This window comes from Methanosarcina baltica, assembly GCF_055394095.1.
This window is the reverse complement of record NZ_AP042463.1, coordinates 1640992-1664861: the sequence shown is the minus strand read 5'-3', so window position 1 is coordinate 1664861 and position 23870 is coordinate 1640992. Positions and strand designations below refer to the sequence as shown.

The following is a 23870-nucleotide window of genomic DNA, read 5'->3' as shown; positions in this document are numbered from 1 at the left end:
TCAGAGAATAGAAGAGAGAATAGAAGAGAAATGTCCGGAAAGAAAGGACCCTCCGGAAAGATAAAAAAGAAGTAATACTATTAGAGTAGTCATGAACTTTGAATTCATAAAAACTTTACGTCAAAAAAGCGTTGAAGTACTTTCAGTTCTATCTGTTGTTGTTCTCTGGCAGCTTACAGCGGACTTGATTGTGCAGAATAAATTAAAACTTCCAAGTTTTTATGATGTAGCTCTATCTTTTTATTCCGTTGTAGAAAGCGGAAACATTTTCAATGACCTCCTGGTAAGTTTGCTGCATTTTGGGATAGGCATTGTAGCAGCGTTTTTAATAGGCATTCCCCTGGGAATTTCCATGGGCTGGTTCAAAAAAACAAGTAGAGCCGTTGAACCGATCATTGAGGTCCTCCGTCCGATCCCCCCTCTGGCCTGGATTCCTTTTGCCATGGCCTGGTTCGGGCTCACCCATATGGCCGCGGGTTTTGTTGTTTTCGTGGGGATGGTTTTCCCGATTATTATCAATACCTATACCGGCTTTAAGAATATACCCAGAATTCATGTTGAAGCCGCAAAGGTCCTCGGTTGCACGAAGGACCGGGACCTTATCCGCTACGTTGCCCTTCCCTCGGCGATGCCCTCCATTATCGCAGGGATCAGGATCGCCATGGGTGTGGGCTGGATGTGCCTGGTCGCTGCCGAAATGTTCGGGGTCAGCGGGGACGGGCTCGGGTACCAACTCTGGCAGAGTTTTCACCTTCACAGAATGAATTTAGTACTTATGTATATGCTTCTCCTTGGATTTCTCGGGCTTTTCATTGATGTTTCTTTCAGGTACTATGTGGACGCAAAACTCCTTAAATGGAAAGCAGGGACTGTGGTATAATGGGCAGAGTAAGTGTTAAAAACGTTTCACGTACCTTTCAGAAAAGAGAAGATGGGTCAGAGACCGAAGCCCTGGAAGACATCAGTTTTGAGGTCGAAGACGGGGAATTCGTCTGCATCCTCGGCCCCTCCGGCTGCGGAAAGACAACTCTTCTCCGGATTGCAGCAGGGCTTGAGACCCTGAGTTCGGGAGAGATCCTCCTGAATGGGGAAAAGACCACGGACCCGGACCCCAAACGGGGTATGGTCTTTCAGCAGTACTCCCTCTTTCCCTGGAGGACGGTAATCGATAATATCACCTTCGGGCTTGAGATGCAGGGGATCGGTAAAAGCGAAGCTCGGAAGAGAGTTGAAAAATATCTGGAGCTTGTGGGCCTGGAACAGTTCAAAAAGAGCTACCCCCATGAACTCTCGGGGGGCATGCAGCAGAGGGCGGCGATTGCAAGGGCCCTTGCAAACGAACCCGAGGTTCTTTTAATGGATGAGCCTTTCGGGGCCCTGGATGCCCAGACCCGAAACGTTCTCCAGGATGAACTCCTGAAAATCTGGGAACAGAAACACGTAACCTTCCTCTTTGTAACCCACAGTGTGGATGAAGCGGTCTTCCTCTCGGACCGGATAGTGGTCATGAGCGCCAGGCCCGGCAGGGTAAAAGAGATAATAAAAGTGGACCTTCCAAGGCCCCGGAGCCGGACAAGCCCGGAAGCCAACCGTTTAAGGGACCATGTACTGAAACTGCTGGAAGAAGATAGATTTACAGGAACACAGTAAAAGCCCCAAGGCTTTAGAAGCTGTCCGACAATTCAATTTCAGGGCAAAAACAGGTAAAAAATAAAGAATCTAAAGCCTTTAAATTGGAAAAAAAGGAATTTAAATTGCTAAAGGCTCACACTTCATTTACCCTGTTCCGGGCTCTATCTGAAGAGATATTTTCAACAGTATCCTCAGAAATATACCAGGGCTTGGCCTCACCAATAATTTCTTCAAAAATATCTTCGGACATATCCTCTAACATGTCCCCAGAAATATCTCCGGTTTTAGCTTCGACCAGATTTTCTTCAGAAATATACCAGAGCTTGTCCTTATCCAGATTTTCTTCAGAAATATTTTCAGGAATATCTCCACACATATCCTCAAACAGATCCTGAGACAAATCTTCGGACATGTCCCGGGATATTTCTTCGGACTGATATTCAAACATGTCTTCGGACATGTCCCGGGATATTTCTTCGGACTGATATTCAAACGTGTCTTCGGACATGTCCCGGGATATTTCTTCGGCTCGCACGATAACCTTTGTCATCGGCTCAACATCCCTGATTTTAACCTTTCCTATAAGCTCGAGAGTCCCTTCCGCCTTTATGAACCCCATGAAACAACCCGGGCGTACTAGGACATCCCCCTTACAGTATGCAGCTCTGACTTTTGCGTTGTCGAGGAGAAGCAAATCGGAGCTTACATCCAGCCTTCCAAGAACCCTCGTTCCGCTACATAGAAGAGCATTTTCGGCTTTTACATTACCCCGGACCACAGACCCTCGCCCCAGATCAAGTTTCCCTTTGACCTTCAAGTCTTTCCAGAAATTTACTTCCTGACCCACTATTACGTTACCGGCAAGCACAAGGTCTTCATCAAAATAGGCCCTTTTTTTAATCACATAGGTATTGGACTTGGGATGATATTTAATAAAACGCCTATTCATCAGATCACTCCGGAGCTTAGGCCCAGGGTTTTGCGATGCGAGGACCTGTATAAGTATAAATTGTAAAAAAACTTTGTTAGATAGAAAACTTAGAAACTATGTTTATTTCTCTATTATATAAGAGCATCGAATGCCCTCCCGGATATTTCGAAAATGGGCCTTAATCGAAAAAGAGTGGAGAAAAAGAATTTGAAGCATGAAAAACTGAAAAAAACAGGAAACCAAAAGAAAAACAATCTAACAGAAAAAGATAAAAACAGTAGAAAAGACTGAAAAATTATATAGAAAACAATTTTTCAGTCTTATTACTTTTATTTAGTATGATCAGCCAGTTTATTCAACCAGGCTGGCAAAAGCGTACTTTGGAAGTACCCTTTCGATTTTAATCCGGACTTCGTCATCGACCTTCGTACCTGGGACAAAAATTACAAAGCCTTCAATACGGGCAATTCCGTCTCCCTGGCGGGCAATGTCCTGGATTGTTACGTCGTAAACCTCTCCTTCTTCGAGGGGTGCAGACTGACTGTCATCTCTGAACATCAAAATCATTCCTTTAATTGATTATGAATATTTTGAACAAAAGTTCAAAATTATTCGACAAGGCTTGCAAATGCAAACTTAGGGAGCACTCTTTCGACCTTGATCTGAACTTCATCTCCGACCTTTGCACCCGGAACAAAAATTACAAAGCCTTCAATGCGTGCAATACCGTCGCCCTGACGGGCAATATCCTGAATTGTTACGTCATAAACCTCGCCTTCTTCGACGGGTGCAGACTGACTGTCATCTCTGAACATTAAAACCATTCCTATAATTATAAGTTATTATGAATATTTAATGAATATTTAATGAATATTTAATGAATATTTAAGACACAAGTTCAAAATTATTCAACGAGGCTTCCAAATGCAAACTTAGGGAGCACTCTTTCGACCTTGATCTGGACTTCATCTCCGACCTTTGTACCCGGAACAAAAATTACAAAACCTTCAATACGGGCAATTCCGTCTCCCTGGCGGGCAACGTCCTGAATTGTTACATCGTAAACTTCGCCTTCTTCGACAGGGACGAGACGACTATCATCTTTAAACATTAAAATCATTCCTTAGTTACTACGAACTTCATTTAAATTTATTCAACAAGGCTTCCAAATGCAAACTTAGGGAGCACTCTTTCAACCTTGATCTGAACTTCGTCACCAACACTGGTACCGGGGACAAAGACTACAAAACCTTCAATACGCGCAATACCGTCGCCCTGGCGGGCAATGTCCTGAATTGTTACGTCATAAACCTCGCCTTCTTCGACGGGTACAGAGCGATTTTCATCTCTAAACATAAAACCATTCCTTTAAATTAATTAATCAACTTGGAAAGCTCCATAAAAATCAGAAAAGCATCAAAACAGTACTTGAGAAAACCAAACTAGAAAAATCTGATTCATAAAGTACGCCTTCAACTCCTGTATATATGATCCCTAGCAGAGCTTCAGATAAGTTAATTATTTGACATATACAGCCAAACTTGTATATAAAGCTATTCTTTCAAACCACTTATTATAAAATTGAGGGTTTATAGAAAGGAGCAGTCAACACTGCAAAAAATGACTGAAAAACCAAAAATAAATAGAACTTAGTTAATTTTATTGACACATGTTATTATTTATTCATATAGTGTTTAGAATATATAGAGCCAAAACACCCACCCATCCGAAAAGTATAAATATTAGATATACGTTATGAGATTCGTTCACTAGCGAGAAAAAGTGTGGGCCCGTAGCTTAGTCAGGCAGAGCGACGGACTCTTAATCCGTAGGCCGAGGGTTCAAATCCCTTCGGGCCCGCCATACTATCTCTTATCTATTATTTAGATCTGTTTTTAAACTCTTTTTCTTTTAAACTTCGGGTTTTTTAAATTTCGGTTCTTTTAAATTTCGGTTCTTTTAAACTTCGGTTATTTTAAACTTCGGTTATTTTAAACTTCGGTTATTTTAAACTTCGGTTATTTTAAACTTCGGTTATTTTAAACTTCGGTTATTTTAAACTTCGGTTATTTTAAACTTCAGTTCTTATAACTTAATCCAATCTATTTTTTCCAGATCATTCTTCAGATATTCCAGATTTGTCCTGGCTCCGGCAAAATCCATTACCCATTTCTTCCCCGGGCAGACAAAAAAGCTGAAATACATTAGCGAAGAGAGAGAGATGATGCCAAAAGTAAGTGTTGAAATCCCTCAGGAACTTCTGCATGACCTGAACAAGCATGTGGGAGATAATAAAAAATTTGTCACCCAATCAGATGCCATTCGTACGGCCATTCGTAAATTGCTGGATATGATGGATGAAGTTGATATGAGACACGGAAGATTAAACAAATGAGAAAATAAGAAACGGGAAATATAGGGGACCCCTTCTTCCCGCCTGTAAAGTTAAAGGCGTTCCTCAAAATCTTTGATACCCTGTGCCACGTTGGAAAGTAGCATGAAGGCTATTTTCTGGTTCGGCCAGGAACCAAGCCCGCAGTCAGGGCCCGCGTATTTTATCAGGTTTCCAAAACGCCTGTAGGCAAGTCTTAGTCTCTTTGTGATAACCTGCGGAGTTTCCAGTTCCGTGACGATTTCGTGGAGGTACTGCGGCTCTTTCCAGACATTCGTGTTGTATTTTTCATTCAGACCCCCTGCAAGGCCATAGATATCTGTCCTTGCGATCCCGAGCCTCATGAAAGTGTCCGTGTCCTCAAAGACTTTTTTATCAAGCAGGTCCAGGTAAGAAGGTGTCCCTGCCGACTCGACCCCGACCACATTGATTGTGGGGGTCTGGCAGGCAAGGTTGAAGTAAAGGGCAGAATGCAGGTGAATTTCCACATCAGCTCCCCACTTGCTCGCGGCCCTTGAAGCCTCGGTCAGGGCCAAGATGATGTCCTCTTCCCCAAAAGAGAGTTCAGGGTTTAAGCCAATGCTCGGTTCGTCAAGAGAGACCGTAGTGATTTTAAAGTTTTTTGCAGACTTCATGGCCTGCCTGACGAATTTATTCACACTTTTTGCAAAAAGGGCATAGATGTCCGTATAAGTACTGCCCCCAAATTCCTTGAGGTAAAGTTCGGTCGGGCCGGTTACACAGATCCTGGTCTTCAAAGTCTCCCCGTATTTTTCCCTGTAAGCCTTTGCAACAGTCTCGATGGCCTCGAGTTCCTCAATCCCGGCGCATTCGAGCTTCACGTCAAAGGGTCCATCACAGCAACTTTCGTCCCGGATCACCCTCAGGAACTGCTCGTTCATGTCCTGATACTGAGGATAGGTCGGAATGTCCACCCCTGCATCAATTTTCTGCTGGAAAGCGTCATTGATTACCGTAAAAAGCTTTTCGTCCTCGTCCCTATCCCTGAAAGCTTTTTTAACCCAGTCTTTGCTTACGTTTTCAGGAAGGGGATAGCTCCCGATATCATCAAAGAGTATTTCGCTCATATGAACCTAGTTTACATGTATAGGATTTATGATTATCGGAAAAAAAAACTATATAAATATATATACACCCTGGGAACCAGTTAAAGAATGGCTGAAAAATAACTTCATATTTTCAGGTAGGGTATCACTTTACACCCACACAGGTTATATTTTTGTTAATGGAAATGTCTTGTGTGTGCATTCAAACCACGGAACACACGGAACACACGGAAAAAGAATCCCGGAAGACACCAATTAAGGTTGTTCTGGAGTTTTTCAGTCCGCTTGAGTGAGCGAAGCGAGCGAAACGGACCTCGTGCTCCCGAAGCGAAACTCGGGTGCCGAAGCGGAACTCAGGTATTTAAAGTCCCGGCGTACTCACCAGCCATCAGGCCGGTTTCCGTGTCCTTCCGTGTGTTCCGTGGTTAAGAAATGGTAAACAAAAATACTTGATATTATATTTGACTCATTCCTTAGTTCCGATTTAGCTCCGATTCAAGCCTGATTTTCGTTATTGAAAGCATTAATTCCCTGTGCCGTGTTCTCAAGCAGTTTAAACGCAAGTTCCCGGTCCGGCCAGAAAGCAAGCCCGCAGTCCGGCCCTGCGTATTTGACCCGGTCTCCGAGTTCCGCACAGACTTTTTCAAGCCGCTTCCGGATGACCCCAGGGGTTTCCATCTCGGTCACTATTTTCTGCATATAAGCAGGCTCTTTCCAGGCGTTGACCCCATACTCTTCATTTATGATACCGATAAGGCTGGAGATGTCCGTTCTTGCAACCCCCGGCCGGACATAGGTATTCGAGGCCTCAAGGACATTCCTATCGAGGAGTTCCAGGTAGGAAGGGGTGGCTGCATACTCAAACCCTATCACGTTGATGGGGGTCTCACAGACAAGATCGTATTTCAGAGGGGAGTGCAGGTGAATTTCCACATCGGCCCCCTGCTGTCGGGCATAGGAGGAGGCCACGGTAAGGGCGGAGACGATATCAGGGTCAAAGAACTGGATCCTGTTGTTCATCCCCAGACTCGGCTCGTCCAGAGCCACAAGTGCTATTCTGCAGTGTTTTACGGTTTTGAAGGCCTGCTGGATAAAGCGGTCAACGTCCATAGCCAGGTAGTGGTAGACGTCCCGGAAAGCCGTTTCCCCGAAAGCCTGCATGTAAAGATCGGTAGGCCCTGCCACGCAGATCCGGATGTCAGGAGAGGGGCCCCCATGTTCTTCCCTGTAAAGCTTTGCGACCTCGTCGATGATTTCCAGTTCAAGGATCTTCGCATGCTCTTCTTTTACGATATAGGGCTCGTAACATTTCTTTTCGTCCTTCATGATATCAAGGAACTGCCCTATCATGTCCCTGAACTGGGGGTAAGTCGGGACGTGTACTCCAAGCTCGATTTTTTTTAGGAAAGCCTCCTGAATAAGCGGGAAAAGCTTGTCATCCTCGTTTCGGTTTTCGGCTGCGGCCTTTACCCATTCCCTTGTTACACCCTGGGGAAGGGGTAAGCTACCTCCGTCATTAAAGATAATTTTCTGCATGTCCTGATTTAGGGAAGTCTAACGTATTATAAGTATTGGAATTGTCCGGATTGCTGCAGGAGCAGAGTCTAAAATATCTATATTATACCTGAAAAAACACGGATTTTCCCACCATACTTACGAAAAAAATTAAAGAGTTATTTGATAAAAATGCAGCGGTTTTTTTTGCTGAGGACCTGACTCAAAACATTCATACAAATTCCAATTTTTTTGATGATGCCTATTGTATCTTTTTTAAAACTGCCTCTCGCAAAAATGTATGTCCTATCTTCAACAGAAAGAAAAAATTTAAATATATTGTGAGAACCTCTAAAAGTATAGAAAATAAAAAAGTGTGGGAGTGGTTATTATTACAGTTATTCAGGGATTCAGGAGCAAAGAAACAAAAGAAGAAGGGCTCATGATATTGGAGAGCTCTTTAAATGCTGAAGCAGAAAATTCCGAAAAAGAATACACGCACAGCGTAGAGTTTCTGGAAGCCCTGATAAACACCATTCCAGCACCTATCTATTACAAGAATCAGGAAGGCAGGTATCTGGGCTGCAACGAAGCTTTTTCAAAAGAGATCATAGGGCTTCCAAAAGAAGAGATTATCGGGAATACATTTTTAGAGCTGTTTACTGACCTGCCCGAAGCTCTGGAGTTCCACAAACTGGACATGGGAATGCTCAGAGAAGGGAAAAGCAATACATATGAAGATAAGTTCAGGTGCGCTGACGGAGAAACCAGAGATTTTGTTGTTACCCGAAACACCTTCAAAGACGGGAAAGATGAAGCCACAATCCTTGTAGGGGTAATGCAGGATGTAACCGAGCGCAAGAAGGCCGAAGAGGCTCTCCTGAATAATATAAGCTTTCTTGAAACTTTGCAGGACAACATCCCAAGTCCGGTTTTTCAAAGGGACAGGAACGGAGTTTATATAAGTTGCAATGAAAGCTTCGCCGGCCTAATACTGGGGCTTCCAAAAGAGCAGGTTTTCGGAACTTCTTTTCTGTCACACCAGCACAGGCTGAATGAGAAAATTATAGAAATGTATCACCGGGACAATAAATTGCTTTTCCGGGAGGGAGGAAGCCAGAATTACGAAACCGAACTTCAGTGTTCGGACGGTGTAAAAAGAAATTTTTTATTCACCAAAGCCGCCTATAAGGAAGCGACCGGGAAAGTGGCCGGTATTGCGGGTGTGATGACGGATATAAGCGAGCTCAAGCGAACTGAAGAAACCCTTGTAAACAATGTAAACTTTCTTGAAACCCTGCTGGACAATATCCCAAACCCGGTTTTTCAAAGGGACAGAAACGGAGTATATATAACCTGCAATGAGAAGTTCGCAAACTTTATTATAGGGCTTCCAAAGGAAGAGCTTATAGGAACTACTTTCCTGTCACACCAGCACAGGCTGAATGAAAAAATTATAGAAGTGTACAGCCGGAACGATGAATTGCTTCTCCAGCAGGGAGGAAGCCAGGATTACGAGGCCGAATTTAAGTGTTCGGATGGCCTAGAAAGAAGCGGTATATTCACCAAAACCACATACACAGACAGTTCCGGAAAGGTGACCGGGATCATAGGTGTGATAACGGATATCACTAAAAGAAAGAAAGCAGAGAAGGAATTAAAAGAGAGAACGGAAGAACTCTCTGAAGCAAAAAAGCGACTCGATCTGGCCCTTGAGGCCACAAAAATGGGGATCTGGGAATGGGACTTGAACAGCAATACCATGACCTGGGACGATAACCTCTTTCACCTGGTAGGTATATCCCGGAAAGAATTCAACCAGACATATGAAGGCCTGAAAGAACTTTCAAATAAAATAATGAGTTCAGAAGATAATCAGCGAATGCAGGAAGCAGTACAAAAGGTACTGGAGGATAAAACCGATATCTATGAGCTCGAACACAGGGTTATCCGGCCTGACGGTTCTATTCGCGATTTCTCCATGAAAGGCCGTGTCTTCCGAAATTCAGAAAGAAAACTGCTAAGGATAATTGGCACTGCCCATGATATTACGGACCGCAAAGAAACTGAAAAAGCCCTGCAGAAAAGTGATGAAAGATTCCGCGTCGCGTCAGAACAGACAGGACAAATCATATATGACATGAACCTCTCGGAGAGCCGGATAAACTGGACCGGGGCAATTGAGGAAATTACGGGATACAGCCCCGAAGAATTCCGGAATTTTAACGTGGGGGTCTGGTGGGAGCACATACACCCGGACGACCGAAAAAGGGTAATTAAAAGGTTTAAAGAATTCCAGAATCAGGGAAAAGAGAAATTCTGGAATGAATACAGGCTTAGAAGGAAAAACGGGAGCTATTATTATGTGGAAGACATCGGGGTCTTCCTGAAAGATGAAACCGGGAAGATATACAGGTCAATCGGGGTGCACAAAGACATAAGCGAGAGAAAACTTTCCGAGAAGAAATTACAGGAAAGTGAGGAACGCTACCGCTCATTTATTCAAAATTTCAAAGGGATTGCCTACCGCCTGGATATGAATTGTAAGCCCTTATTCATGGGAGGGGATGTAGAAAAAATTACAGGGTACAGCCCCGAAGAATTCCTTTCCGAAAAAATTCGTTGGGAGCAGCTTGTTGAGCCTGAGGACCGGCTCTTTCTTGATGAAAACGGTAGAGAACTCGGCTCAGTCCCGAACTATATAGAAGAATGGGAATGCCGCATCCGGCATAGGGATGGGGAAATACGCTGGGTCCATGAAATTATCCAGAATATCTGTGATGAGAGCGGGACACCTTCAATAATCCAGGGTTCAATTTACGACATCACCGAGCAAAAAGTTGCAGAAAAAAAACTCAAGAAAGTCGAAGAAATGCGCAAAAAGGAAATCCACCACCGGGTCAAGAATAACCTGCAGGTAATCTCTTCACTCCTCGAACTTCAGGCCGATAAGTTCGATGACCCGAAGGTTCTGGAGGCTTTCAGAGAAAGCCAGAACCGTATAATCTCAATGTCCATTATCCACGAGGAACTGTACAAGGACCAGAACGGGAATAGGAATGGAAATAAGGAAAAAATTGACTTTGCAACCTATCTTGAAAGACTGACGGGTGAACTGGTCAGCACCTATGCGGTCAAAAGCAAAGGGCTGAACATGAAGCTGGATGTGTACAGGGTCTTTTTAGGGATTGATACCTCAATTCCCCTCGGGATTCTTATCAATGAACTGGTCTCAAACACCTTGAAACACGCTTTTCCGGAAGGAGCCGAAATAAAGGAAATCAAAATCAGGCTTTCAAAAACAGAAGATGAGGAATACACCCTCGTCTTTTCGGATAACGGGACAGGCCTGCCGGAAGGATTTGATTTCAGAAACACGGATTCCCTGGGTCTGCAACTCGTAAACACCCTCGTAGACCAGCTGGAAGGCAGTATCGAACTTGAAGAGGAAGCAAAAGGTACAAAATACAGGATTAAGTTCAGAGATCTTGGGTGAGGAAGAGGATTTACTCCCCCTTACTTTCTAAATCGTTTTCCTTTAAATCGGATTCTTCTTCAGGTTTATTGAACTCTCTTTCGATAGCTGCCCGAAGGGCCGACTTCGAGACAATTAACCCATTTACCATTACAAGGTCATTGAAAGGGCTTCTTTCGGACACACTTTTTGTAGAAAATTCCGAATCAAAATATCCGATTTTAAACATGTCTAGGATCTGCTTTGCTTTCTGGGATGTGGTACTCTTCTTTACCCCGAAATAATCACAGAGATCGAGGGCACTTACGTAGGGTTTAGACTTCTTATCAAAGAGGAAATTGATCTTCCCGAGTGCGTAGACCACTGAAGCCGCCCAGATATCCATCCTCCCTGAAAGAAAAGGCACCTGTCTTTTTCGGCCCATTTTGTTGATCAACTTCCGGCACAACATTTTATATTCTTCATTGAGGTGTTGGTCTGCAAAGTCGTCAGTAAGCTCAATGAGAGCGTCTCTCTTCTTTTTAACAAGTTCTTTATCACTCATATTCGGGAGACTCCTTTGTACCTGATTATTGGATTAATAATTGGATGAGATGGATAAATAGTTAATTATTAACAAGGTAAACCAGTTCCAGCAAGATGCGGCCTTCCCCTATCAGGTGTTTTTTCCTTTCGATTTTTTTCCTAAAAGTAAATAAAGTTTTTCAGGCTTTTCACCAGATGAACAGAACCCGGAAAAGCATCAATTATAATTGACGAACTCACTTTCCGCAAATGTCTTTTCAATCTTTTCAATTATCACTACTTTTACTACTATCGTTTGTTTTTGTAAATTCATTTCAGAAATTTACGGAAAAACTTTTCGGCGGTTTCAATGAAGACTGCGTTCTCCACGATGTCATAAAGCAGGTATGTCTGATCATAGAAAATGAAATAATTATATTTATTTAACATGCTTCCTTATAAAATACAAAGTGTCAAACTTGTAAAGATGATTAAGAAAGAGGATAAAAGGCATGAGCGATACTCGTATTTTTAAAATTAATGGAGAAACAGCCAGAGAATTAAAGGGATCGTCGGTTGCTTTAGAAAAATCTCTCCAGAACTACATGGAAAAAAACCTCGCTACACTGCTGGGAATTAAATTCCTCGCAAGTGAATATTCAACTGGAAAAACCCATAGGGGAAGAATTGATACATTGGGTATTGATGAAAACAACTCTCCTGTGATAATTGAATACAAGAGAGCTTTAAACGAGAATGTAATCAATCAGGGATTATTCTATCTCGATTGGCTCCTGGATCATAAAGCTGAATTCCAGATAAGAGTGATGGAAAACATAAATGCTGAAACTGCTAATGGAATTGATTGGAGCAACCCACGCTTAGTCTGCATTGCGGGTGATTTCACAAAATACGACGTTCACGCAGTACAGCAAATAAACCGTAATATCGAGCTCATTCGCTACCAAAAATATGAGGATGATCTTCTCCTATTAGACCTTATAAGTGCAACAAACCCCCAAAATGTCCCCGCCATATCCGGAAAAACAAAAACTCAAGTAATTGGAGAAAGCGAAGGAACGCAAGGTAAAACAAAAAAGTGGAATGGAAAAACAGTTACTGAATACCTCGAACAATCAAACACGAAAATTCAAGACCGTTATGAAGCTTTGAAATCATTCATCGAAGCATTAGGTGATGATGTGCAGATTAAAGTACTCAAGAATTACGTTGCCTTCAAAAGAATGAGAAATTTTGCTTGTGTAGAAGTGCACCCACAGACAAGAAACATCCTTGTATATGTTAAGGTAGATCCGGATCAGGTTGCACTAGAAGACAGGTTTACCAGAGACGTGAGAAACATAGGACACTTCGGGACAGGGGATCTGGAAATCATCATAAGTTCAGATGAAGATTTGAAAAAAGCAGAAAATCTTATTCAGCAAAGTTACGACAACAATTAACGTAACACTTAGGAATGAGTCAAATATAATATCAAGTATTTTTGTTAACAAGAATGATTATTTAGGTAAATGGAACTATACTCACCCAAGTTTATCATTTGAAGTTCTCGATCAAAAATCACTAGCAAGAGGACTTTCAACCACGGGACACGCGGAAACCGACCTTTGGCCGGTGAGTAAGTTGGATCTTTATGCAATAGGATTCAAAAAATACCCTTGATTCTTTAAAGATTACTATAAAACGCCAGAGCAACCTTAAATATCGTCTTCCTGCCGTATTTTTCCGTGTATTCCGTGTGTTCCGTGGTTTGAATGCACACACACCAAACACCCCCTCACACAAAAACACAACATGCATGAGTATGAAGCAACTCCCTAAATAAAACATGAAGTTATATTTTCACCATTCCTTAGCCAAAAAAAAAAGAAAAGGAAAAGAGAAAAACTCTTTCTTCTTACATTGATTCAGGGGCCCCGATCCCCAGGGTATCAAGAGCGTTTGCAATTACTATCCTTGCGCAGTCCACAAGGGTAAGCCTTGCGGCCCTGATCTTTTCGTCCTCGGCAATTAGCACGGGTACGAAACGGTAGAACTGGTTGAAAGTGTCCGCAAGTTCCCGGGCGTAGATTGCGAGGGTGTGGGGTCTGAGTTCCCGGGCGCAGTGGTCGATTACACTGTCAAAGGCCGCCATCTTCTTGATGAGGTCGATTTCCGAAGGTTCAACCAGAAGAGAAGAATCAATTTCGGACTCCGGCCCTTCCCAGGCTCCTTCTTCTATGGCTTTGGAAAGGATGCTGCAGGCTCTCGCATGAGAGTACTGTATATAGGGAGCGCTCTGCTTCTCGAAATCAAGGGCCTCTTTCCAGTTGAAGACCGTAGACTTTTCAGGGGAGACCTTGACGATATCAAAACGCACGGCTCCCATTCCAACCATATTGGCAATCTCACGCTTGGACTCTTCGGAGATGTCACTGCGACGCTTATCGACTTCCTCGAAGGCCGCCGCCGTTACCTGATCGAAAAGGTCGTCGGCGCTTATGAACTGGCCCCTCCTGGTGCTCATGGAACCTTCCGGAAGGGAGACAAACTCGAAGATAACAACCTCGGGCTCCTGAATCCCAATTGAATTCAAAGTGGCCCTGAGCTGGCCCGAGATAAGCTTGTGGTCGGCCCCGAAAATGTCAATTACCCGGTCCGCAAGCTCAGCTTTCCACTCGTGGTAAGCCAGGTCCCTTGTCGTATAAAGCGAGGTCCCGTTCGAACGCTGGATAACGAGAGTCTTTTCAAACCCGTAGTCCGAAAGGTCCACGACGAGAGCCCCTTTATCAATATCCGTCCGACCCGTGGTTTTGATCCGCTCGACGATGTCGTGCACGGCCCCGGACTTCAGGAAGGTTGATTCCTTGACAAATTTATCATGGATCACGTTCATGCGGAGCAGAGTATCCTTAATCCCGTCAACCGCAAGGGAAACCGCAGTATCAAAACGGTCAATGGTTTCAGTATCTCCGGCTTCCACCTTTTTCATGAGGGAATCGATTGCCTCCACGTATTCAGGATGGGCTACGAGCTCGGCATTGGCCTTGATATAGACCTCGGCAATAGCGGAGTCCGACTTTCTGGAGCGGTCCAGCTCGAAACGCTCGCAGGCCCAGGAGACGACTGCAATCTGGCGCCCCATATCGTTTACGTAGTACTGGACCTCCACTTCATGGCCTGCCCGCCTTAAGATCCGGGCAAGGGTGTCTCCTATAATCGAATTTCTTATATGCCCCACATGCAGGGGGCCGTTGGGGTTTGCCGAGGTGTGCTCAAGGAGGATCCTGTTCTTTGGAGAGCCTGACCCGAACTTTTCCTGCTTTTCCCGGATTTCAGCCACGGTCCTGTCAATGTAGGCCCTGTTCGCCTGGAAGTTGATGTAGGGGCCAACAGCCTTCACGTCTCCAATATAAGAGCCCTCGGGGATTTTAAGCTCCGAGGCGAGACGGGCCGCAAGAGCCTTCGGGTTTTGTTTTTGCAGGGAAGCCAGCTTAAAAGCAACCCTGCTTGCAATATCGGCATGGGGGGAAGGTTCGAGGTGGAGGTCAGAGGCCTCGAGTTCAAACCCGGCACTGTGAATCGTATCCATTAAAACGGATTCGACCTGAGCTTTGAATTCCAAAAACAAAAAAATCACCTGTGAATATCTTTGAATATGTGTGAATATTTGTAAATATCTGAGAATACCTGCGAATACTTATAGAAATTATTAAACCTTTGGGGCTGGCTGAATAGCTCAGATCCCGGAATTGTACCTCAGGATTGCGGCAATCCCGCCAAAAGCGGTCATGAGCTGGGTCCCTTCATCAAAGTCTGTGGACACAAAGGATACCTTTGTCCCGCTCTGGTCACAGAGTTCGGAAAACTCGTCCACAATATCCGTAACATCGATAACATCGAGGGAAGAGCCACATGTAGGGCAGTTTCCAGCCGTAGGCGCTGTTTCTCCGGGTTTCCATTTTCTGGTGCGCTTGCTTTCGTAGCCGCAGACACTGCATTTCGTTGTGATCCGCTCGGCCCTCAGGTCTTCGGAGAGCAGCAGAACATCCACAGCCCCGATTTCGAGGTTTGCCCTGACCTGGTCTTCCCCGTAGGCTGCCTTTCCTGAATCGGAAATAAGCTCATCAAAGAAAGCCCTGACCGACATTTTCTGCTCGGTCAGTTCAAGGTCCTGAAGCTTCTCCGTGGCGTTATTCACGAGTTCCAGGAGCCCGGACTCGTCGGTATACCCGGCATCAAAAAGCCCCAGGATCTTTCTCTGAAGTTCATGGTGCAGGAAATTCCCGGAAAAGAACTCTTCTTTCGTGGGAGAAGGCCCGCCTATAAGGATTCCATTAAAGTCCTTGTGGTCCACCGTAAGATAGACATCACTTGCAGCATTCCCAATCCTCTTATAGAAATCATGGATCGCAATGAGCCTTAACTGCTGAAAACGGTGTGCACTTTGTCCACCTTTCCTCTGCTTGCCCGGGACCGTGGAAGTCAGACGGCGGAAGTACTCGATCTTTTTCCCGATAAGCATACCTATCGTTGCTTCCCTTCGGTCCATAACCAGGAGCCCGAAAGTACGCTTGTCCTTGAGCATATCCTCCAGAGTTTCCAGATAAAAGGTCGAGTCACAGTGGTACTTGTAGGTGATAAGGGGATCTGGCGGAACCATTGACTCGCTTTCCATACTGGTCTTATTGGCCCCGATGTCCACGGCTCCAGTGAAATAGACGATCCCGTTTTCGGGCACTTTGTTAAGATACCTGAGCCTCGATAGGAGAGACTCGATGGCCCCCTGCACGTTTGTCCTCGTAAGCTTTGACTTGATGTTTGAGGCCTGTCCGTGTTCGTCTTTCAACTGGTTTGTTACGTCCGAGATCTGCTTGTCATGAGGGATGTAGAGGGAAATCAATTCGGTACTTCTCCCTTTTTTATCCCTGAGACCTTCAAGTTTCTTTTTGAATTCATATTTTTCATGTGCGGATTGTTCAACCATATCAGAAATACCCCGGTGAAAATGATCTATATAGGAGATCAGTTATATGAAAATAATTGAGTCCATGACTTACTAATCAGTTATATTAAAATTATTAAGTCCGTTACTCAGTATTTGTTTAACTAATTAATTTGTTTAATTAATTATTCAGTTATCCATTAAGTCGGCAACATGCGGCTACTCATAAAACCTGGTGTATTAATCAGGAAATCTCGCAAAAGCAGTCAAAGCCTACAGAGGAGCAGTGAGCCATTTGATTATTATGCTCCTATATCCCAGAACAGGATAAAAAACCGCTTCGAATACGAAAAAGCACAGCATGAACAGGTGAAAGCCTTCACGAAAGCCAGCCTGTAAACCATACCGCTAAAAAATATCGCGTATGAAATGCATGAAGCAAGATTTTTCCGCATTTCGAGTGTAGCGCTAGATATGAAACATATTATACTCAGCCGTTGTTCCATGAATTGAGTTTCGAATCTCAAGAAAGGTTAAAGATCAAATTAAGGTCAGCCTGCTCTATATGGTTATACCCTTATTGAAACTGGAGCTTATATTTATTTCTATCCAAAAACCCGAATACTGATATATCTTGTAAAAAATATAAAAAAAGAAAAAATTATATAAAGAAAAAAACTCGAACAAATTCCCGGAATCTTACTGTTTTTTCCTGACAGGGGACTTCTTCCCGTCCTTTGAGAGCAGCACCACACGGCTGATTTCAGACTCGTCTGCCACTTTATAATCCAGATGTTTTGCAAGTTCCTTCGAAAACTCCAGGACCTCCGCATGGGCGGGCATGGCATCTCTTTCCAGACGCAACCGGGAAAAACCGAGGTGCATGTAGGCCTTGATCTCAACAAAGTCCGGAGAGGCTTTTTTTATGAGTTCGGCATAGCCTGCCGGGTTGAACATATTGAACCCTTTGACCAGAGTTATCCTGATGACTGTCCTTGAAGATTTTTCCTTAAGGAGGACCAGAGACTCGGAAATTTTCTCCCAGAGCCCGGGAGACTTCGGCTGGCAGACTTTCAGGTAGGTCTCAAAGTCGGGAGCGTCCAGACTCATGTAGAACTGGTCGGGGAAAACTTTTGCAACCATTTCGGGAATCGTGCCGTTTGTAACCAGGAAGGTCGTAAAGTCCCGCTTTTCGTACTCCTCAATAAGTTCGGGAAGATAGGGATACATCGTAGGCTCCCCCGACAGGGAGATGGCCACATTATTGGGCTCATTGCCCTCAAGCCAGCGTTCCCGGAGAGCGTTTGGGGACCCTCCAAAGCCTGTGATGAGCTTGCGCTGGCACTCAATGCTTTTTTCCACGATTTCCGCAGGCGAATCCCATTCTTCGGGAGCCGGGACCGGAACTTCCGTAGGGCGCCAGCAGAAAAGGCAGCTCTGGTTGCAGAGAAGAGTTGGGGTCATCTGGAGGCAGCGGTGGGACGCGACCCCGTAAAATTTGCCTTTGTAGCAAAAACCCTCGTCGTTCATGGCTTTTTTGAGCCAGAGACAGGTCTTAACTGCGGAGTGGTGGCCCGCGAGAGCATAACCCTGTTTTTTCAGGAGGGTTGCGAAATCAGGGATATCAAAGGGAAGAGAAGTTTTCTCTTGCTTCGGGTTTTCAGGAGACATTTCCGACATATTAAACCTTCGTATTATATATAAGATTCATAAAATAATTTTGGAGAAAGCGATTCCAAAAGTTACTGAAAGTAGATGGTTTGTAAATTATTGAAGAGATAGGGGACTTAACAAACTTAATATTATTTATTCGAAGATTATTTGAAGATTATTCGAAAATTATTCGAAAATTATTTGAAGATTACTCGAAGTCGAGAAGCGTGACCCCGAGGTCTGCCAGGTCCACCACAGGAACCTTTGCAGGCATGGGCATGAGGTTTACACGTTTCTGGAAATCCGTCTGGCCCTGCCAGGTCCCGGAATTTATCAAGAGGACGTTTTTGTAGCGCTGGATTCCCACGGTGTGGACGTGCCCCGTGTGTATGATGTCGGGGACCGGATCGATTACGAAGTAGTCCATTTTTTCCGGAGAAATGGAAACCCGGCTCCCGTAAGTGGGAGCCAGATGCCTGCGTTTAATCATCTCAAGCATGGCCCCGGCAGGTTCCTGGTAGGTGATCCCGGGGATGGACGCCACCAGGTCATCAATAGAGCGTCCGTGGTAGATGAGGATCTGCACCCCATCGAGGTCCACAAGGGCGGGGTTCCCAACGAAAGTCACGTTGGAAGGGAAATAGGCCCGGACCTTGTTGGGAAGAGCAGGCTGAGGTTCGGCTTGGCGGACGGTGTCGTGGTTTCCGGGGCTCAGAATGATCCTTATATGCTCGGGAACTTCCCTGAGGTACCCCGCAGCTTTCCTGTACTGGTCATAGACGTCCTCGATCTCAAGTTCCTTTTCCTGGTCAGGGTAAATCCCCACCCCATCCACAAGGTCACCAGCAATCACCAGATAGCGGACCTCTTTTGCAATCAATCGGAGAGCTTCAGAATCCGATTCCCCTTTCAGGAAAGTCAGGAAGTCAAGCCAGGGCTCCTCCAGGAACTGGCAGCTCCCCACATGCACGTCCGAGATCAGGACCGCTTTTCCCTTCGCTCCGGTCCTCCGCAAAGCCCCATTGGGGACATCAGGCTGGGTTAGTTTCGAGGCAATCATGAGGTTGCCGTCTTTGGTGACCTTGCCCGTGACCCCTATGACCTCATCTAAAAGGACACGAGAGGCCATTTCGAAAAGGTCTTTTTCGCTGTTCCTGATAAGCACGGAAAAGGAGCCTGTAGGGTCTTCCAGGGAAAGGATTTTGTGCCCGTTGTTTGTGTTGCTTATTTCGGAGACCATCCCTATGATAGAGATCTCCTCGGACTTGCTGTCACTCCCCCGCCGGAAACTCCGGCCTTTGAGGCTTTCCATGGGTCGGGCATTGAGGCGACCCCTGATGATCTCAGAGAGCCTGCTGTACCTGTCCCTGAAATACTGGACAAACTGCATGTACTCTCCCACACAGGAGGACTGGCCAGTCACGTCCATAAGGACATTTACAGGATTCTGGCTCAGGGTTTTTCCCTTAAAGAGAGAATTTTCGGTCCCGATGCCAAAGGGAACAGAAGACCTGGAAACAGGGCCTGAAGAAAAAGGGTCTGAAAATATAGGATCTGGAGAAATAGGAGCTAAAGAGATGGGATTTGAAGAGATAGGATTTGAAGAGATAGGATTTGAAGAGATAGGATTTGAAGAGATAGGATTTGAAGAGATAGGATTTGAAGAGATAGGATTTGAAGAGATAGGATTTGAAGAGATAGGATTTGAAGAAATAAGATTTGAAGAAATAGGATGCGAAACTTTGAAGGAAGAAACCTGATCTGAAATCGGGTCTGAAGAAATCTGATCTGAAACCAGACTTTGTACCTCATTGGAAACAGGCTGTTTCGTAAAAGCATTTTCAGGGCTCAAAAAATCAGATTTATGCAGCTCATTTGAAGCGGGAAAACTTTGAAACCCGGCGCATTCATTAAAGTCGAGATTTTCTGCAGTCTGCCCATACCCGGCAATGTGTTCAGGCTGGATCACAAAAACCGATTCATCAACGGTTGAAAGGACGGATTCAACCAGAGCTATAGGGGAATTACTCGACCTGATAATTTCAACTGCTTCCGGACTTACCTGATATCCGGCTTCTGAGAACGCTTTTATTACTTCAATGTCTTCCATGGGATTGACCTTATTTAGGCTACAATATATCTGATTTTAAAGTGAAGAATGTTTCGAATAATAGGATTTCGCTTAACAAGAATCTCAATATATAAAAATTAACAAGACAAAAACTGAGGGAGTGAACTACCCCCACCTATCAGCCTTCGGCTGTCGTGTTAAACCACAGGTTTAACAGGAGTTTCTAATCTTCGATTAGAAACATCGAGGAAGGGGCTTCCTGCTTCGTACCCCGGAGCAATCTCCATGAGTCCACAGGCTCTTCCCGCCGTTCCGGCGGTGTTCCTTTAATTAATTTGCAAGTGCAAACTTTTTGATGTTAATTGCAGCGTTAATATCCCTATCATGGAACGTTTTGCATTCCGGGCATTCCCATTCACGGATACTTAATGTTATATCAGGATTACGGAATCCGCAAACACTACAGGTCTTTGTCGAAGGCTCAAACATTCCTATTTTTAAGAGGGTTTTCCCTACCCTCTCGGCCTTGTACTCTAACATTCTAACAAAAGAACCCCATGAAACACTACTTATCGCTTTTGCAAGTTTGTGGTTCTTTCGCATCCCTTCAATGTTCAGTGTCTCCACGGCTATGGCTGCTTGGCTTTCGCAGACTATTTTTGAAGACTGTTTTTGCTGAAAATCCATTCTTTGGTTTGCGATTTTTTCGTGTTGCCTTGCAAGTTTTCTTACTGCTTTTCTTCGGTTATTGGAACCTTTAACTTTCCTGCTTACTCTTCTTTGAAGTACCTTTAGGCGTTTTTCTGAGTTTTGCAAGTGTTTGGGGTTCTCTATTTTTTCCCCATTTGACAGGATCGCAAAGTCCTTGAGTCCCAGGTCAATTCCAATAGTTGTATCCTCTGAATATTCAACCTTTTCCGGTGCTGCTATTCCGTCTTCCGTTAGGATGCTTACATGGTATTTTCCCGAAGATTTTCTTGAAACAGTCGCAGTTCTGAAAAAGTCTTTGTTCATATCTTTTTCGATTATCAGGTCCCCGTCTAAATCAGTGTAGGCAACACTATTTTTCATTAGTTCAGGTGTTAGAAAGTCTCTATGTAACTTGACTTTTACCCACCCGATTTTCGGGAAAAATATTCTGGACCTTGTGAGATTAATCTTATAATGCTGAGTTACCTGAAAGGATTGATCAGGATCGTTTTTTGACTTAAATTGTGGGTATCCCCGCCCATGCTCAAACATATTATTAAAGGCTGTGAAAAGGTTATCTCTTGCAGCTTGAAGAGACTGAGAATTAACGTCCTTTAGCCAATCCCTATAAGTATTTTTAAGTACTGTGATATACCTAGAAAGTTGCTTTTTTGTAGGACTTGTCCTAAACCTCTTATACATTTCTTTTTTAATATTTAGTAGATTATTATACACGAAACGGCAAGCTCCGAAGTGTTGAGCAAGTGATATTTCTTGTTCCTTTGTTGGATATAGCCGGAAAAGATTTCCCTGTTTCATGCAAACCCCTATATATATTTAATATTATTTAGAAGTACTTATTGACAGTACAACTTATTAAAACCGGCCCCTGTAGCCCCTACGCATTCATCACCCACCTGCCAGCCTTCGGCTGTCGTGTTAAACCGCAGGTTTAACAGGAGTTTCTAATCTTCGATTAGAAACATCGAGGAAGGAGTCTTCTGCTGTCTGAGATAAAATAACAAGAATCCAAAAAAAAACGATTGATAACTGAGGGATACAAATAAGTTAAAAGGCAAAGTATAGGGGACAAAGAGGGAAACATCGACATATATATAATATAAATAATATAAAATGTGATTAAAAGAAATCATGAATCGAAAGGTAAAAAAATAGATTTTTTTCCATACAGAGGTAAAGTATGACCTCAACAAACTTAAAAAGTAAAAACCAGAGCAATATACAGGAAGAGGATAGTTTTCTGGTATCCCTTGGAAAAGACCTCCTTTCAGTAGTGGCCTTCCTTCTGGCTTTCATGGTCCTGTCCAAAATGGTCTTCGGGCTCTGGACGCCTATGGTTGCCGTGGAATCCGGAAGTATGGAACCGCATATGCAGAAAGGAGACATAATATTCATTAAAAGTTTCGACCGGGTAGACCTGATCACCAACGAAGCAGGAAGGGAAAATTCAGGTTATACATCCTTCGGGGAATATGGGCATGTGATTCTCTACAAACCCTATGGACAGGAGGGCGTAACGCCAATTATCCATAGAGCCATGTACCACGTGGAAGCCGGGGAACCCATGTGGGAAAACGGACCTGCTGCACCTCACTCGGGCTATATAACGAAAGGGGACAACAACAACCAATTCGATCAGGAATGGAAGATAAGCTATCATACCCCGATAAAAGATGAATGGATTATAGGAATTGCAAAATACAGGATTCCTTACCTGGGACATATAAGACTGCTTTTTTCAGGAAAATAAACATTTAAGGGGAATTAACCTTAAATTTCCCCTCTTCCTTTCCTTAATCCCGGATTTTAACTGATTTTACGGATTTTAACTGAGTTTATAGATTTTAACTGAGTTTATAGATTTTACCCGAATTTCCCACTTTTATCCGAAAATAGAAATAAAACGGCAAAAAAATGAAAATAGGAAGCACCAGATTATCCGGAAACCTTTTTCTCGCCCCCATGGCAGACGTGACCAACCTGGCTTTCAGGCTGCTATGTAAAGAGCACGGGGCCGATTTTACGTACACGGAAATGATAAATGAGGACGCCCTGGTCAATGAAAACCGCAAATCCATACTCAAGGGGCTGAGTTGTCCGGAGGAGGGGGCCTTCGGGGTCCAGCTTGTAGGGACCAAGCCGGAGACCCTGAGGGACGCGGCTCTTTTTGTGGAGGAGGAGTACAGGCCTGCCGTGATTGACGTGAACCTGGGCTGCCCCGCAAGACGCATTCGGGCAACGGGCTGCGGCTCGGCTCTTCTGGAAAGGCCTGATCGGATCTATGAGATCATAAAAGAGCTTTCGGATAGTCTGGGAGAGAGGACACCGATCAGCGCAAAGATCCGCCTCCTTGAAAGTGAGGAAAAGACCCTTGAAATAGCCCACCTGGTCGAAAAAGCCGGGGCCTCAGCCCTGACCGTGCACGGGAGGACGGCGGCGCAGATGTATGCCGGAAACTCAAACCCGACCCTCATAAAGGCAATCAAGGAGGAGCTTTCCATCCCTGTTATCGCAAACGGGGATATAAAGGACGAAAAGTCAGCGGCTGAGATTCTGGAATTCACAGGCTGCGACGGCCTGATGATAGGGAGAGCTGCAATGGGAAACCCTTTTATCTTCCGGAGGATCCGACATTACCTGAAAACAGGAGAATACCTGGAGACAGGAGAATACCTGGAGACAGGAGAATACCCGGAGACAGGAGAATACCTGGAGACAGGAGAATACCCGGAGACAGGAAGACACTTTGAAGCAGCAGACCTCCAAAACCGGCAGTTCAGAGACTTTGAAGCTTACGTGACCCTGCTGAAAAAATATGACCTTCTTGATTCCATAAACCTCAAAATACATGCACACTGGTTTACAAAGGGTATATGCGGCTCACGGCATATTCGGGAAAGAATAAATAATTTGAAAGACTCTGAGTCTATAATTGAGCTGATGAAAGCTTCCTCAAAGGACCAGTGTCAAAAAGTTTAATATTTTGATAAATGGA

At 44.3% G+C, this 23870-nt stretch carries 21 protein-coding genes and 1 tRNA gene; 9 read left to right on the top strand and 13 right to left on the bottom strand.

The features are described 5' to 3' along the window. Positions 1-91: 91 nt before the first annotated feature. The gene (locus ACZ5QV_RS07255) at positions 92-880 is read left to right on the top strand and encodes an ABC transporter permease (RefSeq protein WP_464601876.1); all 789 of its coding nucleotides are present in this window, start codon (positions 92-94) and stop codon (positions 878-880) included. After that, on the top strand, positions 880-1650 hold the full coding sequence (locus ACZ5QV_RS07250; RefSeq protein WP_464601875.1) for an ABC transporter ATP-binding protein: 771 nt from the start codon (positions 880-882) through the stop codon (positions 1648-1650). The genes ACZ5QV_RS07255 and ACZ5QV_RS07250 overlap by 1 nt, the downstream gene beginning before the upstream one ends. 115 nt (positions 1651-1765) lie before the next feature. Here ACZ5QV_RS07250 and ACZ5QV_RS07245 read toward each other — a convergent pair whose 3' ends face one another. The 5 genes from ACZ5QV_RS07245 to ACZ5QV_RS07225 all read right to left on the bottom strand — a co-directional run bounded on the left by ACZ5QV_RS07245 (position 1766) and on the right by ACZ5QV_RS07225 (position 3919). Then, positions 1766-2581, bottom strand: a complete 816-nt coding sequence (locus ACZ5QV_RS07245; RefSeq protein WP_464601874.1) for a bactofilin family protein — start codon at positions 2579-2581, stop codon at positions 1766-1768. 333 nt (positions 2582-2914) lie between these two features. Further along, a complete protein-coding gene (locus ACZ5QV_RS07240) occupies positions 2915-3121 on the bottom strand; it encodes a TRAM domain-containing protein (protein WP_464601873.1) in 207 nt (68 codons plus the stop codon). 50 nt (positions 3122-3171) lie between these two features. Further along, positions 3172-3378, bottom strand: a complete 207-nt coding sequence (locus ACZ5QV_RS07235; RefSeq protein WP_464601872.1) for a TRAM domain-containing protein — start codon at positions 3376-3378, stop codon at positions 3172-3174. A gap of 89 nt (positions 3379-3467) precedes the next feature. Continuing rightward, complete coding sequence (locus ACZ5QV_RS07230) at positions 3468-3683, bottom strand: TRAM domain-containing protein (RefSeq protein ID WP_464601871.1); 216 nt, start codon at positions 3681-3683, stop codon at positions 3468-3470. Between the two features lie 29 nt (positions 3684-3712). Next, entirely contained in the window at positions 3713-3919 is a 207-nt protein-coding gene (locus tag ACZ5QV_RS07225) for a TRAM domain-containing protein (protein ID WP_464601870.1), read from the bottom strand. A gap of 430 nt (positions 3920-4349) precedes the next feature. Here ACZ5QV_RS07225 and ACZ5QV_RS07220 point away from each other — a divergent pair. Together ACZ5QV_RS07220 and ACZ5QV_RS07215 are read left to right on the top strand one after the other, a co-directional pair. Continuing rightward, positions 4350-4426: transfer RNA gene (locus ACZ5QV_RS07220), tRNA-Lys, on the top strand. Positions 4427-4787: 361 nt separating this feature from the next. After that, the gene (locus tag ACZ5QV_RS07215) at positions 4788-4958 is read left to right on the top strand and encodes a ribbon-helix-helix domain-containing protein (protein ID WP_464602059.1); all 171 of its coding nucleotides are present in this window, start codon (positions 4788-4790) and stop codon (positions 4956-4958) included. A gap of 50 nt (positions 4959-5008) precedes the next feature. Here ACZ5QV_RS07215 and ACZ5QV_RS07210 read toward each other — a convergent pair whose 3' ends face one another. After that, positions 5009-6043 (bottom strand): methionine synthase, encoded by a 1035-nt coding sequence (locus ACZ5QV_RS07210; RefSeq protein WP_464601869.1) that lies wholly within the window; start codon positions 6041-6043, stop codon positions 5009-5011. Positions 6044-6071: 28 nt separating this feature from the next. On the opposite strand from ACZ5QV_RS07210, the gene ACZ5QV_RS07205 reads away from it, so the two are divergent. Further along, positions 6072-6281: a hypothetical protein gene (locus tag ACZ5QV_RS07205; protein ID WP_464601868.1), complete on the top strand. Its 210-nt coding sequence runs from the start codon at positions 6072-6074 to the stop codon at positions 6279-6281. A 236-nt stretch (positions 6282-6517) separates the two neighbouring features. Here the strand turns inward: ACZ5QV_RS07205 and ACZ5QV_RS07200 are convergent, their stop codons facing one another. Beyond that, entirely contained in the window at positions 6518-7558 is a 1041-nt protein-coding gene (locus ACZ5QV_RS07200) for a methionine synthase (RefSeq protein ID WP_464601867.1), read from the bottom strand. 400 nt (positions 7559-7958) lie between these two features. On the opposite strand from ACZ5QV_RS07200, the gene ACZ5QV_RS07195 reads away from it, so the two are divergent. After that, positions 7959-11012 (top strand): PAS domain S-box protein, encoded by a 3054-nt coding sequence (locus ACZ5QV_RS07195; RefSeq protein WP_464601866.1) that lies wholly within the window; start codon positions 7959-7961, stop codon positions 11010-11012. Positions 11013-11022: 10 nt separating this feature from the next. Here ACZ5QV_RS07195 and ACZ5QV_RS07190 read toward each other — a convergent pair whose 3' ends face one another. After that, entirely contained in the window at positions 11023-11535 is a 513-nt protein-coding gene (locus ACZ5QV_RS07190) for a DUF6398 domain-containing protein (RefSeq protein ID WP_464601865.1), read from the bottom strand. A 472-nt stretch (positions 11536-12007) separates the two neighbouring features. On the opposite strand from ACZ5QV_RS07190, the gene ACZ5QV_RS07185 reads away from it, so the two are divergent. Continuing rightward, positions 12008-12958, top strand: a complete 951-nt coding sequence (locus tag ACZ5QV_RS07185; RefSeq protein ID WP_464601864.1) for a DUF5655 domain-containing protein — start codon at positions 12008-12010, stop codon at positions 12956-12958. Positions 12959-13413: 455 nt separating this feature from the next. Here ACZ5QV_RS07185 and argS read toward each other — a convergent pair whose 3' ends face one another. From argS to ACZ5QV_RS07160, 5 genes are all read right to left on the bottom strand, one after another. Continuing rightward, a complete protein-coding gene (gene argS, locus ACZ5QV_RS07180) occupies positions 13414-15126 on the bottom strand; it encodes an arginine--tRNA ligase (RefSeq protein ID WP_464601863.1) in 1713 nt (570 codons plus the stop codon). A gap of 108 nt (positions 15127-15234) precedes the next feature. Continuing rightward, positions 15235-16482 carry a peptide chain release factor aRF-1 gene (gene prf1 / locus ACZ5QV_RS07175; RefSeq protein ID WP_464601862.1) on the bottom strand — a complete coding sequence of 416 codons (1248 nt, stop codon included), beginning with the start codon at positions 16480-16482 and terminating at the stop codon, positions 15235-15237. 657 nt (positions 16483-17139) lie between these two features. Then, positions 17140-18111, bottom strand: a complete 972-nt coding sequence (twy1, locus tag ACZ5QV_RS07170) for a 4-demethylwyosine synthase TYW1 (RefSeq protein WP_464602058.1) — start codon at positions 18109-18111, stop codon at positions 17140-17142. A 190-nt stretch (positions 18112-18301) separates the two neighbouring features. Continuing rightward, positions 18302-20203, bottom strand: a complete 1902-nt coding sequence (locus ACZ5QV_RS07165; RefSeq protein ID WP_464601861.1) for a DNA-directed DNA polymerase II small subunit — start codon at positions 20201-20203, stop codon at positions 18302-18304. 291 nt (positions 20204-20494) lie between these two features. Next, positions 20495-21673: an RNA-guided endonuclease TnpB family protein gene (locus ACZ5QV_RS07160; protein ID WP_464601860.1), complete on the bottom strand. Its 1179-nt coding sequence runs from the start codon at positions 21671-21673 to the stop codon at positions 20495-20497. 382 nt (positions 21674-22055) lie between these two features. Here ACZ5QV_RS07160 and ACZ5QV_RS07155 point away from each other — a divergent pair, with 382 nt between their 5' ends. Then, positions 22056-22625, top strand: a complete 570-nt coding sequence (locus tag ACZ5QV_RS07155) for a S24/S26 family peptidase (RefSeq protein ID WP_464601859.1) — start codon at positions 22056-22058, stop codon at positions 22623-22625. Positions 22626-22789: 164 nt separating this feature from the next. Beyond that, complete coding sequence (locus tag ACZ5QV_RS07150) at positions 22790-23854, top strand: tRNA dihydrouridine synthase (RefSeq protein WP_464601858.1); 1065 nt, start codon at positions 22790-22792, stop codon at positions 23852-23854. Positions 23855-23870 lie beyond the last annotated feature (16 nt).

Excerpts from the sequence above, each read along its gene's own strand:
- ACZ5QV_RS07190 (WP_464601865.1), bottom strand. The coding sequence starts at position 11,535 with ATGAGTGATAAAGAACTTGTTAAAAAGAAGAGAGACGCTCTCATTGAG.
- ACZ5QV_RS07195 (WP_464601866.1), top strand. The coding sequence starts at position 7,959 with ATGATATTGGAGAGCTCTTTAAATGCTGAAGCAGAAAATTCCGAAAAA.
- ACZ5QV_RS07150 (WP_464601858.1), top strand. The coding sequence starts at position 22,790 with ATGAAAATAGGAAGCACCAGATTATCCGGAAACCTTTTTCTCGCCCCC.
- twy1 (WP_464602058.1), bottom strand. The coding sequence starts at position 18,111 with ATGTCTCCTGAAAACCCGAAGCAAGAGAAAACTTCTCTTCCCTTTGAT.
- ACZ5QV_RS07160 (WP_464601860.1), bottom strand. The coding sequence starts at position 21,673 with ATGAAACAGGGAAATCTTTTCCGGCTATATCCAACAAAGGAACAAGAA.
- ACZ5QV_RS07215 (WP_464602059.1), top strand. The coding sequence starts at position 4,788 with ATGCCAAAAGTAAGTGTTGAAATCCCTCAGGAACTTCTGCATGACCTG.
- ACZ5QV_RS07245 (WP_464601874.1), bottom strand. The coding sequence starts at position 2,581 with ATGAATAGGCGTTTTATTAAATATCATCCCAAGTCCAATACCTATGTG.
- ACZ5QV_RS07165 (WP_464601861.1), bottom strand. The coding sequence starts at position 20,203 with ATGGAAGACATTGAAGTAATAAAAGCGTTCTCAGAAGCCGGATATCAG.
- ACZ5QV_RS07225 (WP_464601870.1), bottom strand. The coding sequence starts at position 3,919 with ATGTTTAGAGATGAAAATCGCTCTGTACCCGTCGAAGAAGGCGAGGTT.
- ACZ5QV_RS07210 (WP_464601869.1), bottom strand. The coding sequence starts at position 6,043 with ATGAGCGAAATACTCTTTGATGATATCGGGAGCTATCCCCTTCCTGAA.
- ACZ5QV_RS07240 (WP_464601873.1), bottom strand. The coding sequence starts at position 3,121 with ATGTTCAGAGATGACAGTCAGTCTGCACCCCTCGAAGAAGGAGAGGTT.
- prf1 (WP_464601862.1), bottom strand. The coding sequence starts at position 16,482 with ATGGTTGAACAATCCGCACATGAAAAATATGAATTCAAAAAGAAACTT.
- ACZ5QV_RS07155 (WP_464601859.1), top strand. The coding sequence starts at position 22,056 with ATGACCTCAACAAACTTAAAAAGTAAAAACCAGAGCAATATACAGGAA.
- ACZ5QV_RS07255 (WP_464601876.1), top strand. The coding sequence starts at position 92 with ATGAACTTTGAATTCATAAAAACTTTACGTCAAAAAAGCGTTGAAGTA.
- ACZ5QV_RS07250 (WP_464601875.1), top strand. The coding sequence starts at position 880 with ATGGGCAGAGTAAGTGTTAAAAACGTTTCACGTACCTTTCAGAAAAGA.
- ACZ5QV_RS07235 (WP_464601872.1), bottom strand. The coding sequence starts at position 3,378 with ATGTTCAGAGATGACAGTCAGTCTGCACCCGTCGAAGAAGGCGAGGTT.
- ACZ5QV_RS07205 (WP_464601868.1), top strand. The coding sequence starts at position 6,072 with ATGATTATCGGAAAAAAAAACTATATAAATATATATACACCCTGGGAA.
- ACZ5QV_RS07200 (WP_464601867.1), bottom strand. The coding sequence starts at position 7,558 with ATGCAGAAAATTATCTTTAATGACGGAGGTAGCTTACCCCTTCCCCAG.
- ACZ5QV_RS07230 (WP_464601871.1), bottom strand. The coding sequence starts at position 3,683 with ATGATTTTAATGTTTAAAGATGATAGTCGTCTCGTCCCTGTCGAAGAA.
- ACZ5QV_RS07185 (WP_464601864.1), top strand. The coding sequence starts at position 12,008 with ATGAGCGATACTCGTATTTTTAAAATTAATGGAGAAACAGCCAGAGAA.